Raw genomic sequence first — 15,010 nt, 5'->3', positions numbered from 1 at the left:
TGTCAGAACAGGGTTGGTGCGGTCCTTGGGTAGTGCGGGATCAGACCATCACCGCCTCCACGCCGATGGCGCGCAGTCGCCGGATCTGTCCCTCGTTGGCCGAGCGGTCGGTGACGATAGTGGAGAAATCCCTCGCCTGCGCAAATCGGTAGGACGAGTCGGAGCCGAGTTTGGACGAGTCGGTCACCAGCAGGGTGCGCCGGCTGGCGCTCACGGCCCGCGCCTTGATCGCCGCCACGGCGGCGTCCGGGCAGGTCGCGCCGCGTTCGAGGGTGAGGCCGTTGGTGCCGAGCACGCTCAGGTCGAAGACGAAGTCCTCGAGCATGCGAAGCGCCCAGTGGTCGATCGTGCCCAGCGTCTTGCCGCGCACCCGGCCGCCGATCAGCACCACCGACACCGCCTCGCGCGGGGTCATGGCCAGCGCGATCGGGAGCGAGTTGGTGACGACCGTGAGCGGCCGGCGAGGGGTCAGCCGCTCGGCGAAAGCCTGCGTGGTGGAACCCTCGTCGATGTAGATGGACTCCGCCGTGCCGACCAGGCCGATCGCGTGGTCGGCGATGCGGCCCTTCTCGTCGGTGCGAGAAGTGTTGCGCAGAGCCAGCGTTCCCTCGAATCCGAGGCGCTCCACCGGAATCGCCCCGCCATGCACCCGCCGCAGCAGCCCTTCGGCCTCGAGTGCCGTCAGATCACGCCGGACCGTCTCCTTGGCCACCGTGAGCTCACGCGCAACTTCCGCCACATCGATCCGTCCAGCCTGCCTTGCCTGATCGACCAGCCACCGCCGTCGTTCATAGGCATAGAGCTCCATTGCCCGCCTCCGCCCGTCCGGGACCGAACCGGCCCGGTGCATGTGTCTGTGATGTAAACCTCAGGCACAGCGTCTCCACAAGGGGGTAGAGCCAAGCGGGCACCATCTTAGGCCAAACGGACACGTGCGGGCGCCCGAACGGGTCACGATTGTCCGTTTCGTGACACAACGGGATGACGAGAACGGCGCTCGGTGAAGAGCGCTCGGGCCGGGGGCTAGGCCGGGTCGAACGCCGTCAGCAGGTCGCGCAGAAGGTGGGAGAGCTGGTCGTGCTCACCCGTCTGGAGCACCTTCAGCACCGACCGCTCGACCTCCAGGAGGTCGGCGAGGGCGGCGTCGGTGACGACCCGGCCACTGTCTTCCAGACGCACCATCACGCCCCGCCCGTCGGCGGGGTCGGGCAGGCGGCGCACCAGGCCGCGCCCGGCCAGCCGGTCGATGCGGTTGGTCATCGTGCCGCTGGTGACCATCGTCAGGCCGACCAGCTGGCCGGGGGAGAGCTGGTAGGGCGCGCCCGCCCGGCGCAGGGCCGAGAGCACGTCGAACTCCCATGTCTCCAGGCCGTGTCGGGCGAACGCGGCCGAACGCGCCTTGTCGAGCAGGCGGGACAGCCGACTCACCCGCGAAAGCACTTCCAGCGGAGCGACATCCAGGTCGGGACGTTCGCGGTTCCAGGCCTCGACGATCCGGTCGACCTCATCCACGCCGGACGTCGCCCTTCGGGATCGAGCGCAGCCGGGGACGGGTCTCCAGGCCGGTCAGGCCGTTCCAGGCCAGGTTCACGACATGGGCCGCCACCACGGCCTTCTCCGGCTTGCGGTGGTCGAGCCAGAACTGACCCGTCATGGCGATCATGCCGACCAGCATCTGGGCGTACAGCGGGGCCATCTCGGGGTCGAAACCGCGCGCCGCGAACTGCTCGCCGAGGATGTACTCGACGTGCCCCGCGACATCGCTCATCAGGCTGGCGAACCCGCCGTCCTGCTTGGTGATCGGCGAGTCGCGCACCAGGATACGGAAGCCGTCGGTCTCGGTCTCGATGTAGTCGAGCAGGGTCATCGCGGCGATCTCGAGCACCTGACGGGGCGGCGCGGGCTGGGTGAGGGCCTCGGTGATCGCCTCGAGCAGCTTGGCGGTCTCGAGCTCGACCACCGCCGAGTAGAGCCCCTCCTTGCCGCCGAAGTGCTCGTACACCACGGGTTTGGAGACGCCGGCGGTGGCGGCGATCTCTTCCACGCTGGTGCCCTCGAACCCCTTCTCGGCGAAGAGCCGGCGGCCGATCGCGAGCAGCTGCTCCCGCCGCTGGGCCCCGGTCATGCGGGCACGGCCTCCGGTCCTGGACGCGCGCGGACGGTCGGGCGTCGGGGACTGGTTGGCTGTGCTCACCGGGCTATCATGCCCAACTCGCGAGATCGGCGTGGACGTCGACCGGCCCTGTCGGCTTCGCTGAACAACTGCTACGCGCGCCGCGCGGCCAGGCGCGTCGTGTCCGGCCAGCGCACGTTCGTGGCCCATCCGAACTTCTCGAAGAACCAGATCACCCGGGCGCTGGAGTCGATCTGGCCGCGCAGCACGCCGTGCCGGGCGCAGGTGGGGTCGGCGTGGTGCAGGTTGTGCCACGACTCGCCGAACGAGAGCAGGGCCAGCCACCACACGTTGCCGGAACGGTCGCGGCTCTTGAACGGCCGCTCGCCCATCGCGTGGCAGATCGAGTTGATCGACCAGGTGACGTGGTGCAGCAGCCCCACGCGCACCAGCGAGCCCCAGAAGAAGGCGGTGGCGGCACCCTGCCAGGTGCCGGTGATGAGGAAGCCGAGCAGGGCGGGCAGCCCCATCGACGCGATCACCAGCGGGCCGAACGCACGGGACACGAACATGACGCCCCGGTCGCGCAGCAGGTCGGGGGCGTAGCGCTGGGGGTTGGTGTTCTCCGGGTCGAAGAGCCAGCCCATGTGCGCGTAGAAGAGGCCCTTCATCAGGGCGGGCACGGTCTCGCCGTAGCGCCAGGGGGAGTGCGGGTCGCCCTCGCGGTCGCTGAACGCGTGGTGCCGCCGGTGGTCGGAGACCCAGCGCAGCACCGGCCCCTCGACGGCCAGCGAGCCGGCCACGGCCAGCGCGATGGTGAGCGGGCGGTTGGCCCGGAACGAGCCGTGGGTGAAGAAGCGGTGGAACCCGACCGTGATGCCGAGTCCGGAAATCATGTAGAGCACGAACGCGATCACCAGGTCGTGCCAGTTGAGCACCCGGCCCCAGGCCATCGGCACCGCGGCCACCAGGGCCACGAACGGCACGGCGATGAAGAGGAACAGGGCGGTCTGCTCGCCCCGGCGTTTCGGGTTCGGGTCGACGTGGGGCTGGGGAGTCGCGGGGGACGCCGCGGTCGCCGCGGTCGGTCGGCCCGCCTCGGGTGACGCTTCTGCCGGTGTGCTCACGGTGCGATCCCATCTGCCGATGCCGGTGGATGCTTCCGGGCAGCTGCACGGCGGGCTCTGCTTGCCTGCGACGGGCAACCTACGGTCCGTAACCTACGAAAGCGTAACCCGGCGGATCACGATGTGGCAGAGGACACGACGTGAAGTTCCGGAAGCGTTCCGGGCAGCGGTCCGGGTGCGGCTCCGGAGGCGGGACGGGGTGGCCCTCGGCAACGATTCGGGCAATTCCTCCGGGCGTCCGGGACACCGATGCGACGAAGACGCCCAACACTTGGCAGACTGACCCCTGGTCCTGGCGGGCGGATACGTCTGCGAGCGGCCTTCCCCCCTGGTGTAACGGCAGCACACAGGCCTTTGGAGCCTTGAGGTACCTGTTCGAATCAGGTGGGGGGAGCGTTGGCGTCGCGTGGTGGAGGAATGGTCGTCCGTGAGTACACAGCAGCCGGCAGCGGTCGTGGTCCTGGCCGCCGGCGAGGGAAAGCGGATGCGCTCGCGCACCCCCAAGGTGCTGCACCGCATCGGTGGGCGCTCTCTCGTGGGGCATGCGCTGGCCGCGGCCTGGAGTCTCGAGCCGCAGCACCTCGTGGTCGTCGTCCGGCACCAGCGTGAGCTCGTGGCCGGGCACGTCGCCGAGATCGCCCCGGCCGCGGTGATCGCCGACCAGGACGAGGTTCCCGGCACCGGCAGTGCGGTGGCGGCCGGGTTGCGCGCCCTGTCCGGCATCGACGGCACCGTCGTGGTGACCTACGCCGACGTCCCCCTGCTCTCCGGCGACACGCTCTCCGCGCTGGTCGCGGCGCACGAGGCCGAGCAGGCCGCGGTCACCGTGCTCACCGCCGAGGTCGGAGACCCCACCGGCTACGGCCGGGTGCTGCGTGACGCGTCCGGCGCCGTCACCGGCATCGTCGAGCAGCGCGACGCCACGCCCGCGCAGGCCGCGATCCGGGAGATCAACTCCGGCATCTACGCCTTCGACGCCAAGGTGCTCACCGACGCGCTGAGCCGCATCGGCGCCGACAACGACCAGGGCGAGGTCTACCTGACCGACGTGCTGGGCATCGCGCACGCCGACGGCCGCCGGGTGCGGGCCGTCGCCACCACCGACCTCTGGCAGGTCGAGGGCGTCAACGACCGGGTGCAGCTCGCCACGCTCGGCGCCGAGCTCAACCGGCGCGTGCTCGTCGCCCACATGCGTGGCGGCGTCACCGTGGTCGACCCGGCCACCACCTGGGTCGACGTCGACGTGCGGCTCGCCCCCGACGTCACCCTGCTGCCCGGCACCCAGTTGCACGCCGGCACCACCGTCTCCACCGGCGCCACCGTCGGTCCCGACACCACGCTCACCGGCTGCTCGGTCGGCGAGGGGGCCTCGGTCGTGCGCACCCACGGCAACGGCGCGGTGATCGAGACCGGCGCCAGCGTCGGCCCGTTCAGCTACCTGCGCCCGGGCACCGTGCTCGGCCCGGACGGCAAGATCGGCGCCTTCGTCGAGACCAAGAACACCACGATCGGCGCCGGGGCCAAGGTGCCGCACCTGACCTACGCCGGTGACGCCACGATCGGGGAGGGCGCGAACATCGGGGCCGCCACGATCTTCGCCAACTACGACGGCGTGAAGAAGCACCGCACCGTGGTCGGCGCGCACGCCCGGGTCGGCAGCGACACCGTGCTCGTCGCCCCGGTCACGCTCGGCGACGGCGCCTACACCGCGGCCGGTTCCACCGTCACCGGTGACGTGCCGGCCGGTGCGCTGGCCGTGGCCCGCAGCCGTCAGCACAACAGTGAGGGCTGGGTGCTGCGGCGCCGCGAGGGCACCCCGTCGGCGCGGGCGTCCGAGGCCGCACTGTCCGAGGGGGACACCGCCCCCGAGTAGCACCGGGCGGCCTGCTCGCGGGCCGCGCCGGTCCTGACCGTGATCAGGCGGAGCTGACCGGCTCCGAGCCGCCGCCCGGGATCGGTGGCCGCACCGCCGCGTCCCCCGTTTCGCCGGTGATCCTGCCGTCTTCGCCCCTTTTCACTCGGGGCACACGCAAGATCACGAAGAAAGACGAGGTCGGGTCAGGTGTATGGGCGAATCTGGGCCCTGGCCGGTCATGTACAGTGGTCCGGTTACCTCGGCGAGGGTTGCGCGACAAGCTCGAGCAACCGTGATCGACGCGGACATCACTACGTGAATGTTGGCGCCTGTGACTTCGCCGGGTGTGCCGCATACATAACGAACGTTTCGCCTGCTGATTCTGCGCGCGGCCTCGGTCGCGCCCTGTGATTGAGGAGATCTCCCGTGTCCGAGGTAAAGCTCAGCGCCACGCCGCGTAACGACTTCGGCAAGGGCGCTGCGCGTCGGCTGCGCCGCGACCACCAGGTGCCGGCCGTGCTCTACGGCCACGGCACCGACCCGGTCCACGTCGCGCTGCCCGGGCACGCGACGATGCTCGCGCTCAAGGGCAACGCCAACGCTCTGCTCACCATCGACATCGAGGGCCAGAGCCAGCTCGCCCTGCCCAAGGATGTCCAGCGTCACCCGCTCAAGGGCACCATCGAGCACGTCGACCTGCTGATCGTCCGCCAGGGCGAGAAGGTCACCGTCGACGTCCCGCTGCACTTCGCCGGCGACCCCGCCCCCGGTGGCCTGGCCCAGGTCGAGCTCACCTCGCTGAGCCTCGAGGTCGAGGCCACCGCGATCCCCGACGGTGTGGAGTTCAGCATCGAGGGCCTCGAGGTCGGCGCTCAGGTCACCGCCGGTTCCATCGCCCTGCCGAAGGGCGCCTCGCTCGCCGGTGACGCCGACGCCATCGCGCTCGTCGTTTCCGACGTCAACCGCTCGGTCACCGAAGAGGCCCCGGCCGAAGAGGCCGAGGCCACCGAGGCCTGAGCCTTCCGGCACCCGGCTCCGTAACACTGGCTCTCAGGGCCGGTTCCCCGCACGGGGGACCGGCCCTGAGGCGTGTCCGCCGCACCGCGGGGCCGCCCGCGCCCCGGACCGCAACGTCCGCCCGCAACCCCGGACCGCAACCGGGCCCGCAACCCGGGCCCGCGACCCGGGCCCGCTATCCGGGACCGCACCCGGACCGCGACCCGGGCCCGCAACCCGGGCCCGCAACCCGAGCCCGCGACCCGGGCCCGCAACCCGAGCCCGCGACCCGGGCCCGCACCCCGGACCGCGACCCGAGCCCGCCGCGTCCATCATCGAACGCACCTGCCCACCGGAGACCGCGATGCCCACCGAGCCCCCCACCGAGATCAGCGACCTGCCCTGGCTGGTCATCGGTCTCGGCAACCCGGGTGACAAGTACGCCCGCAACCGGCACAACATCGGCTACCGGGTGGCCGACGAGGTGGCCGGGCGGATGGGCGGCCGCTTCAGCACCCACCGGGCCCGCGCGCAGGTCTGCGAGGGCCGCTGGACACCGGGCGGCCCGCGCATGATCGTGGCGAAACCCGTTACGTACATGAACGAGTCGGGCGGGCCGGTGGCCAACCTGCTGAAGTTCTTCAAGCTGCCCGCCGACCGCCTGCTGGTGGTGCACGACGAGCTCGACATCCCGTTCGGCCAGCTGCGGATGAAGTGGGGCGGCGGCGAGGGCGGGCACAACGGGCTGCGCTCGATCAGCAAGGCGATCGGCACCAAGGACTACGGCCGGCTGCGCCTGGGCATCGACCGGCCGCCGGGCCGCCAGGACCCGGCCGACTTCGTGCTGCGGGACTTCCCGGGTGCCCAGTCCGAGGAGGTGGCCCTGCTGGTGGGCGACGCCGTGGACGCGCTCGAGGACCTGACCCGCGCCGACTTCGCCCGGGTGCAGGGCACGGTCAACACACGCACCTGACTTTCCGGTCAAAGGGTACCCATGGGTCCCGGATCGGCGCGATCATGATGCGTATGGAACCAGGCGGCGCGGGTCTCGACGAGCTGCCGCTCACCGAGGCCATCCGGGGAGAGGGCACCGGTCACCGCACGCCGCGTCACGTCGGCCGGGGCGGCCGGTCCGAGCCCGCGGTGTTCCTGCTGCGCTATCAGCGCCTGGTGATCGCGGGCGACCTGCTCGCCGCCGTGCTGGCCTGCCTGCTCGTCACCCTTCCGCTCGACGACGTGTCGCTCGTGCTCACCTGCGCGCTGCCGCCGGCCTGGGTCACCGTGGTCGCGGTGCGGGGCGGTTACGAGCGCGTCTTCCTGGGCAACGGGCCGGAGGAGTACCGCCGCGTCCTGTCCGCCGGGGTATTCCTGTTCGGCGCAGCCGCGGTGCTGGCGTTCGCCCTGCGCAGCGAGACCGCCCGGCCCTACGTCTTCCTCGCGGTGCCGGTGATGACCGGCCTCGGGGTGCTCGTGCGCTGGCGGCTGCGCTGCTGGATCGCCGGGCTGCGCGCGCAGGGGCAGGCGCTGCAGCGGGTGCTGGTGGTCGGCCGGTCCGGGGCCGTGGTGGCGGCCATCGAAGAGCTCGACCGCGAGCCGGAGCACGGCCTGGTGCCGGTCGGGGCCTGCGTGCCGTTCGTCGGGGTCGAGGTGTCGCACCTGCACGACGTGCCGGTGGTGGGCGACCCGGGCCGGGTGCTCGAGGCCGTCGAGGACACCGGCGCGCACGTGGTGGCCGTCGTCTCCCACCCCGACCTGTCCGGCCAGGCGCTGCGCAAGCTCTCCTGGGCCCTCGACGAGCGCGGTGTGCAGCTCGTGGTCTCACCCGGCATCGTCGAGGTGGCCGGGCCCCTGGTCTCGGTGCACCCGGTGGCCGGTCTGGGGCTGCTGCGCCTGCACCGCCCCCAGGCCGACGGGCCGCGCCTGCTCGGCAAGGAGGTGTTCGACCGGGTCACCGCGATCGGCCTCACCGTGGTGCTCTCGCCGCTGCTGCTGGCTCTGGCGCTCGCCGTGCGGCTGACCAGCCGCGGCCCCGTGCTCCACCGGCAGCGCCGGGTCGGGGCCGCCGGTTGTGAGTTCACCGTGGTCAGTTTCCGCTGCACGGTGATCGATCCGGAGCGTCGCCGCGCCGATCTGCTGGCCGCCAGCCGGGGCCGGGGCGTGCTGTTCAAGCTCAGCCGCGACCCCCTCGTCACCCCGGTCGGCCGTCTGCTGCGCCGCTGGTCCCTCGACGGGCTGCCTCAGCTGCTCAACGTCGTGCGTGGTGAGATGTCGCTGGTGGGGCCCCGTCCGGAGGCCCCGGGCCAGGGGGCACCCCCGCTCAAACCGGGCCTCACCGGACTGCCACAGGCGGCCGAGTCGAGTCGCGAGGAGTCGATGCGCCTCGGCCTGCGCTACCTCGACAACTGGTCGATGGCCCTCGATCTGTCCATCCTGTGGCGTACTCTGCGCGCAGTGGTGAGAGGTGCCGGAGCTTACTGAGACAATGCCCCTTCGGCTGCTGCGAAGGGAACTGCGATGACGATCGAGCCCGGTGGGGACGACGCCCGTCTTGCCCGCACTCTGGCTCAGGCGGCCGGCCTCGCCCTGCTTGAGGTGCGAGCCGGTTCGGCGGAGGGCACGGAGCTCAAGGACGCCGGTGACGCCCGGGCCCAGGCGGTTCTCGCCGGCCTGCTGGCCGAGAGCTGTCCCGGTGACGCGGTCCTGAGCGAGGAGGCCGCCGACTCGGCGGCCCGCCTGAGCGCCGACCGGGTCTGGATCATCGACCCGCTCGACGGCACCCGGGAGTTCTCCGAGCGCCCGCGCAGCGACTGGGCCGTGCACGTGGCGTTCTGGGAGAAGGGCGAGCTCGCCGCCGGCGCCGTCGCCCTGCCCGCGCGCGACGTCGCCTACGGCACCGACGAGCCGCCGGTGCTGCCGGTGCGCGCCGAGGGCCCGATCCGGCTGGCCGTGAGCCGCTCCCGCCCGCCCGCTTTCGTCACCGCGGTGGCGGAGGAGCTCGGCGCCGAGCTGGTGCCGATGGGCTCGGCCGGGGTCAAGTGCTCGAGCGTCTGGACCGGTGAGGCCGACGCCTACCTGCACGCCGGGGGCCAGTTCGAGTGGGACAGCGCCGCCCCGGTGGCCGTGGCCCGGGCCGCGGGCCTGCACACGAGCCGCATCGACGGCTCGCCGCTGGTCTACAACCGGCCCGACCCGAAACTCCCCGATCTCCTTGTGTGCCGCACAGAGTTCGCTGAGACGATCCTGAAGACCGTTGCCCGTCACAATTCTGAGGTGAGCACCCGATGACCGCGTCGGAGTACCGGCTCTCCCAGCTGCAGACGCTGGAGGCCGAGTCCATCCACATCATCCGGGAGGTGGTGGCCGAGCTCGAGCGTCCCGTCCTGCTCTTCAGCGGCGGCAAGGACTCGATCGTCATGCTGCGGCTGGCCGAGAAGGCCTTCTTCCCGGCCCGCATCCCGTTCCCGGTGATGCACGTCGACACCGGCCACAACTTCCAGGAAGTCCTGGACTTCCGTGACCAGCGGGTCGCCGAGCTGGGCGTGCAGCTGATCGTGGCCAGCGTGCCCGAGGCGCTCGAGCGCGGTCTGGTCACCGAGCCGCCCGACGGCACGCGCAACCGGATCCAGACCCCGGTGCTGCTCGACGCCCTCGAGAAGTACCGGTTCACGGCCGCTTTCGGCGGTGCCCGGCGCGACGAGGACAAGGCCCGGGCCAAGGAGCGGGTGTTCTCGTTCCGCGACGAGTTCGGCCAGTGGGACCCCAAGAACCAGCGTCCCGAGCTCTGGGACATCTACAACGGCCGGATCCAGACGGGTGAGAACATCCGGGTCTTCCCGCTGTCGAACTGGACCGAGCTCGACATCTGGCAGTACGTCAAGGAAGAGGGCATCGACCTGCCGTCGATCTACTTCGCGCACCGGCGCGAGGTGTTCGACCGGGGCGGCATGCTCTACGGCGTGCACGAGGTCTGCAAGCCCAAGGCGGGTGAGGAGGTCTTCACCGAGACCGTCCGCTACCGCACCGTGGGCGACGCCAGCCTCACGGCGGCCGTGCGCAGCGAGGCCGACACCCTGGACAAGATCATCGACGAGGTTGCTTCCACCCGCATCACCGAGCGCGGCGCCACCCGTGGTGACGACAAGTTCAGCGAGGCCGCGATGGAAGACCGCAAGCGGGAAGGGTACTTCTGATCGTGGACATGTTGCGTTTCGCCACCGCCGGATCGGTGGACGACGGCAAGAGCACCCTCATCGGGCGGCTCCTGTTCGACTCGAAGTCGATCTTCGAAGACCAGCTGAGTGCGGTCGAGGCGGCCAGCACGGCCAAGGGCGACGACTACGTGAACCTGGCGCTGCTCACCGACGGCCTGCGGGCCGAGCGCGAGCAGGGCATCACGATCGACGTGGCCTACCGCTACTTCGCCACGCCCCGGCGTAAATTCATCATCGCCGACACTCCCGGGCACATCCAGTACACGCGCAACATGGTCACCGGTGCCTCCACCGCCGACCTGGCGATCATCCTGGTCGACGCCCGTAAGGGCCTGGTCGAGCAGAGCCGCCGGCACGCGTTCCTGGCCAGTCTCCTACGCGTGCCGCACCTGGTGCTCGCGGTGAACAAGATGGACCTGGTCGACTACTCGCAGAAGGTCTTCGAGGAGATCCACGACGAGTTCGCCCGGTTCGCCGACAAACTCAACGTCACCGACCTGACCACGATCCCGCTGTCCGCGCTCAAGGGCGACAACATCGTCACCCGGTCCGCGAACATGCCGTGGTACGAAGGGCCTTCGCTGCTGCACCACCTGGAGCACGTGCACGTCTCCAGCGACCGCAACCTGATCGACGTGCGGTTCCCGGTGCAGTACGTGATCCGCCCGCAGAGCTCGCAGTACCCCGACTACCGGGGTTACGCGGGCACGGTGGCCAGCGGCACGATCAAGGCCGGCGACCAGATCATGGTCCTGCCCTCGGGTTTCACCAGCACGGTGGCCTCGGTGGAGACCGCCGACGGCCCGGTGGCCGAGGCGTTCCCGCCGATGGCGGTCACGGTGCGGCTGAACGACGAGATCGACATCTCGCGGGGCGACATGATCTGCCGCCCGCAGAACGCCCCCAAGGCGGCGCAGAACATCGACGCGATGATCTGCTGGATGTCGGAAGACGCACTGCGGCCTGGGCGCAAGCTCGGCATCAAGCACACCACGCGCAGTGCCCGGGCCATGGTGAAAGACCTGGAGTACCGGCTCGACGTGAACACGCTGCACCGTGACCTGGGTGCGACGGAGCTGAACCTCAACGACATCGGCCGCATCCGCCTGCGCACCACGCAGCCGCTGCTGTGCGACGAGTACAGCCGCAACCGCGAGACCGGTGGGTTCATCCTGATCGACGAGAACACCAACCGCACGGTCGGCGCCGGGATGATCACCTCGGCCGACTGAGGGCTACGAGAACGCAGGGCCCGGCCGGATCTTTCCGGCCGGGCCCTCAGTTCTCAACGGGGGACGTCAGTGGGCGCCGGACGTGGTCGGCTCACGATCCGACGGGGGCGCCGAAACCGCGTGCCGGCGCACCAGGTACATCCACACCACCGGCGTCACCACCAGGAAAGCGCCCAGCGCGAGAGCGGTCTCGAGATTGCCCACGCCGAACATCTTCAGCGCCGAGGCCAGCAGCACGAACGCCAGGGCCCGCTGCACCAGCCCGCCGGGCAGGCGGGTGGACAGCTGGGCGCCGAGCCAGGCCCCGGGCACGCTGCCGACGATCAGGGCCAGCGTGAGGTCGAGGTGGAAGTCGCCGAAGAGGATGTGCCCGATCGCGGCCGAGAACACCAGCGGCACAGCCTGGAACAGGTCGGTGCCGACGAGCTGGGCGGCCTTCAGGGTGGGGTAGAGGGCCATCAGCGCGATGATGATGAGCGAGCCGGAGCCCACCGAGGTGATGCCGACGATCAGCCCGCCGAGGATGCCGACCAGCACGGTGGGCACCGGGCGGGCGGTCACCGGGGTCTCCTCGTCGATCACCGGGACCACGCCGTCGCGCTGCGCGGCCTGTTCCACCAGCTTCTGGTAGGCCCGGATCCCGAGCCCGGCCGCCGCGATCACCAGGGCCACGCCGAGCGCGATCTTGATGCCGTGTTGCACCGACTCACCGCTGCCGAACGCCCGCGCCACCAGCACCCCGCCGAACGCCGCCGGCACCGAGCCCAGGCAGAGCCAGCCCACGAGCGAGAGGTTCACGGTGCCGCGCCGCAGGTGCACCCACGACCCGACGGGCTTCATCACCGCCGCCGCGACCAGGTCGCTGGAGATCGCGGCCATCGGCGTGACGCCGAAGAACAGCACGAGCACGGGGGTCATCAGGGCGCCGCCGCCCATGCCGGTCAGGCCCACCACGATGCCGATGCCGAAGGCCGCGAGGGCCATCAACGGATCAAAGTCCATCGGGTGACTATAAAAGCTAGAGAAGAACCTGCACAGTCCGGTGAAAGGAGGGTTACGAGAGTCACGCCGGTCGCGCTCCGGCCAGGGGGGATGCACAATAGTTGCGTGAGCAACGATCAGAACGCAGAGACGTCGACGGCCGGTGCCTACATCACCAGCGGCCAGGAATTCACCCGGGACACCAACTACATCACCACCCGCATCACGCGGGACGGTGCCGACGGTTACCCGGTGGAGGCGGGGCGCTACCGGCTCGTGGCTGCTCGCGCCTGCCCGTGGGCCAACCGCACGATCATCGTGCGCCGGCTCCTGGGCCTCGAGGACGCGATCTCGATGGGCATCACCGGGCCCACTCACGACCGTCGCAGCTGGACGTTCGACCTCGACCCGGGCGGCGTCGACCCGGTGCTGGGCATCGAGCGCATCCAGGACGCCTACTTCGCCCGGTTCCCCGACTACCCGCGCGGCATCACCGTGCCCGCGGTGGTCGACGTGCCGACGGGCCAGGTCGTCACCAACGACTACGCGCAGATCACGCTCGACTTCTCGACCGAGTGGGCGCAGTACCACCGCGAGGGGGCCCCGCAGCTGTACCCCGAGCCCCTGCGTGACGAGATCGACACGGTCGCCCGCCGGGTGTTCACCGAGGTCAACAACGGCGTCTACCGCTGCGGTTTCGCAGGCAGCCAGGAGGCCTACGAGAAGGCCTACGACCGCCTGTTCACCGCGATGGACTGGCTCGAGGAGCGCCTGACCGGCCAGCGGTTCCTGGTGGGGGACACGATCACCGAGGCCGACGTGCGGCTGTTCACCACGCTGGTGCGCTGGGACCCGGTGTACCACGGGCACTTCAAGACCAACCGGCAGAAACTGATCGAGTTCCCGGCGCTGTGGGGCTACGCGCGCGACCTGTTCCAGACCCCGGGTTTCGGCGACACGGTCGACTTCGACCACATCAAGCGGCACTACTACGTGGTGCACGAAGACATCAACCCGACCCAGATCGTCCCGGCCGGGCCGAACCTCGACAACTGGCTCACGCCGCACCACCGCGAGCAGCTCGGGGGCCGTCCGTTCGGTGACGGCACGCCGCCCGGGCCGGTGCGCGAGGGTGAGCGGGTCGATCCCGCGCACACGCCGCTGCGCTAGCCGGGCTTTTCAAATGGTGGTCCCCCTGGACCTTCGGCCCGGGGAGGTGCCGCCAGCGTCGGTGACCTTCCGATCGGAAGGTCACCGACGCGTCGACCATTGATCTAAACCGCGGTCTGCCCCTTCGCGCCCGACGTCGAGTACGCGACGTCGCGCAGCTCGATGTACTGCGGGCGCAGATCGCCCGAGTTGTCGTGCCGGGCCAGCTCCAGCGCCATCTGCGCCGCCGAGGCGAGCGTGACGTGCCGGTACCACCCCCGCCAGCTGCGCACCTCGTAGTGACCCAGGCCGGTCTTCTGCTTGACCGCCCGGCAGTGCGCGGCCGCGCCCTCGATCAGCTGCACGATCGGGACCACCTCGGTGAGACCGGCGTGAGGTCTGAGGTAGGCCGTGTAGTACGACCGCGCCCGGGCGTTGCGGCTGGTGCCGGACAGCATCAGGTAGGACATCTCGATGCGGGCCGGATCGCTGCCCCGACTGGAGAAGCGGTGCAGCACGGTGTTGCGCAGCTGGAGCATCTCGTGGCCGGGGACGGTACCGCTCGCCGAGCCGTTCGGCGCCGACTCGTCGGTGAGCACCCGCCCCGCCCCGCCCGCCTGCATCTCGCCGGCACTGCCCGCGACCAGGTGCTGAACCCCGTAACGCCGTAACTGCCGGTGAATGATGGCCTTCTCGGTGCACACCAGATTGCATGCCACCCAGACCGGCCGGATCGAGCTTTCCCAGGCCCGCCGAATCATCTCGGCCCCGATCGCGGACTTGCTCCGGTAAACCACTTCGGGCGGGATCTGCGCCTGCTCACGACGTTTGGGGTCGCTCACCCAGGACGGCGGCAGATAGAGCTCAGAGTCGATCAGGAATGCCTGCCGGTCGGCGGTCAGATAGAAGAGCAGCAGCCCGATCTGGCAGTTCTCGACGCGCTGGGTGTCGTGACTGTACTGACGTTCGACCGCTACCGCGTTGCGGCCCTTCTTGGGGAAGGCGATCTCGGTGAGGAAGAGGGTGCCCCCGGTGCGACCCCCGGCCTGAATCGCGATGGCGCGCAGCTCTTCGCGCACCGAGAACTCGTCCCACCGGGCGGAGGTGAGCAGGCGCTGCACCCCGTCCGCGCGGATTTCCCCGGAATAGTGACCGACCGTCTCGCCTCGTCGTAGACCGGCCGAATGGGCTCTGGGAAGGTCGACGAGATAGTTCCAGGCGCGCTTGCGCGGTTCGGCGCGACTGAAATTGTGTGCGATCCGATCGTAGACGACCTTCAGTGATCTCTCGTACGCGGGATCGTGCACGTGCCCCCTCCACAGATGCCCAGCGTCGTTCTCCCGCGA

General features: G+C 70.4%; 14 protein-coding genes and 1 tRNA gene. 9 read left to right on the top strand and 6 right to left on the bottom strand.

All coding sequences use genetic code 11. The features are described from left to right. Positions 1-40 precede the first annotated feature (40 nt). The 4 genes from J2S57_RS06850 to J2S57_RS06835 form a co-directional block, all read right to left on the bottom strand. Entirely contained in the window at positions 41-808 is a 768-nt protein-coding gene (locus tag J2S57_RS06850; RefSeq protein WP_307239581.1) for a DeoR/GlpR family DNA-binding transcription regulator, read from the bottom strand. Between the two features lie 215 nt (positions 809-1,023). Beyond that, entirely contained in the window at positions 1,024-1,512 is a 489-nt protein-coding gene (locus J2S57_RS06845) for a MarR family winged helix-turn-helix transcriptional regulator (RefSeq protein ID WP_307239579.1), read from the bottom strand. Then, positions 1,505-2,194: a TetR/AcrR family transcriptional regulator gene (locus J2S57_RS06840; protein WP_307239577.1), complete on the bottom strand. Its 690-nt coding sequence runs from the start codon at positions 2,192-2,194 to the stop codon at positions 1,505-1,507. Before J2S57_RS06840 ends, J2S57_RS06845 begins: the two co-directional genes overlap by 8 nt. A 71-nt stretch (positions 2,195-2,265) precedes the next feature. Beyond that, positions 2,266-3,240 (bottom strand): acyl-CoA desaturase, encoded by a 975-nt coding sequence (locus tag J2S57_RS06835; RefSeq protein ID WP_307239575.1) that lies wholly within the window; start codon positions 3,238-3,240, stop codon positions 2,266-2,268. A 322-nt stretch (positions 3,241-3,562) separates the two neighbouring features. Here J2S57_RS06835 and J2S57_RS06830 point away from each other — a divergent pair. The 8 genes from J2S57_RS06830 to cysN all read left to right on the top strand — a co-directional run bounded on the left by J2S57_RS06830 (position 3,563) and on the right by cysN (position 11,534). Next, a tRNA-Gln gene (locus J2S57_RS06830) sits at positions 3,563-3,634 on the top strand. A gap of 33 nt (positions 3,635-3,667) precedes the next feature. Next, positions 3,668-5,113, top strand: coding sequence for a bifunctional UDP-N-acetylglucosamine diphosphorylase/glucosamine-1-phosphate N-acetyltransferase GlmU (gene glmU, locus J2S57_RS06825; RefSeq protein ID WP_307239572.1), 1,446 nt, complete (start codon positions 3,668-3,670; stop codon positions 5,111-5,113). A gap of 408 nt (positions 5,114-5,521) precedes the next feature. After that, a complete protein-coding gene (locus J2S57_RS06820) occupies positions 5,522-6,112 on the top strand; it encodes a 50S ribosomal protein L25/general stress protein Ctc (RefSeq protein WP_307239570.1) in 591 nt (196 codons plus the stop codon). Positions 6,113-6,455: 343 nt separating this feature from the next. After that, positions 6,456-7,064, top strand: coding sequence for an aminoacyl-tRNA hydrolase (gene pth, locus J2S57_RS06815; protein ID WP_307239568.1), 609 nt, complete (start codon positions 6,456-6,458; stop codon positions 7,062-7,064). A 53-nt stretch (positions 7,065-7,117) separates the two neighbouring features. Then, on the top strand, positions 7,118-8,569 hold the full coding sequence (locus J2S57_RS06810) for a sugar transferase (protein ID WP_307239566.1): 1,452 nt from the start codon (positions 7,118-7,120) through the stop codon (positions 8,567-8,569). Between the two features lie 36 nt (positions 8,570-8,605). Beyond that, on the top strand, positions 8,606-9,376 hold the full coding sequence (locus tag J2S57_RS06805; protein ID WP_307239565.1) for a 3'(2'),5'-bisphosphate nucleotidase CysQ: 771 nt from the start codon (positions 8,606-8,608) through the stop codon (positions 9,374-9,376). Then, a complete protein-coding gene (gene cysD, locus J2S57_RS06800) occupies positions 9,373-10,281 on the top strand; it encodes a sulfate adenylyltransferase subunit CysD (RefSeq protein WP_307239563.1) in 909 nt (302 codons plus the stop codon). Before J2S57_RS06805 ends, cysD begins: the two co-directional genes overlap by 4 nt. Before the next feature lie 8 nt (positions 10,282-10,289). After that, positions 10,290-11,534 (top strand): sulfate adenylyltransferase subunit CysN, encoded by a 1,245-nt coding sequence (gene cysN, locus J2S57_RS06795; protein ID WP_307251004.1) that lies wholly within the window; start codon positions 10,290-10,292, stop codon positions 11,532-11,534. Between the two features lie 66 nt (positions 11,535-11,600). Here cysN and J2S57_RS06790 read toward each other — a convergent pair whose 3' ends face one another. Beyond that, on the bottom strand, positions 11,601-12,536 hold the full coding sequence (locus tag J2S57_RS06790) for a sulfite exporter TauE/SafE family protein (protein WP_307239561.1): 936 nt from the start codon (positions 12,534-12,536) through the stop codon (positions 11,601-11,603). A gap of 90 nt (positions 12,537-12,626) precedes the next feature. On the opposite strand from J2S57_RS06790, the gene J2S57_RS06785 reads away from it, so the two are divergent. Next, positions 12,627-13,685, top strand: coding sequence for a glutathione S-transferase family protein (locus J2S57_RS06785; protein WP_370882440.1), 1,059 nt, complete (start codon positions 12,627-12,629; stop codon positions 13,683-13,685). A 104-nt stretch (positions 13,686-13,789) separates the two neighbouring features. On the opposite strand, the gene J2S57_RS06780 is transcribed toward J2S57_RS06785, so the two are convergent. Then, on the bottom strand, positions 13,790-14,971 hold the full coding sequence (locus tag J2S57_RS06780) for an IS701 family transposase (RefSeq protein WP_307239556.1): 1,182 nt from the start codon (positions 14,969-14,971) through the stop codon (positions 13,790-13,792). Positions 14,972-15,010: the final 39 nt, after the last annotated feature.

The organism is Kineosporia succinea, assembly GCF_030811555.1.
GTDB classification, from domain to species: Bacteria; Actinomycetota; Actinomycetes; order Actinomycetales; family Kineosporiaceae; genus Kineosporia; species Kineosporia succinea.
This window is presented reverse-complemented; position numbering and strand designations above follow the sequence as displayed.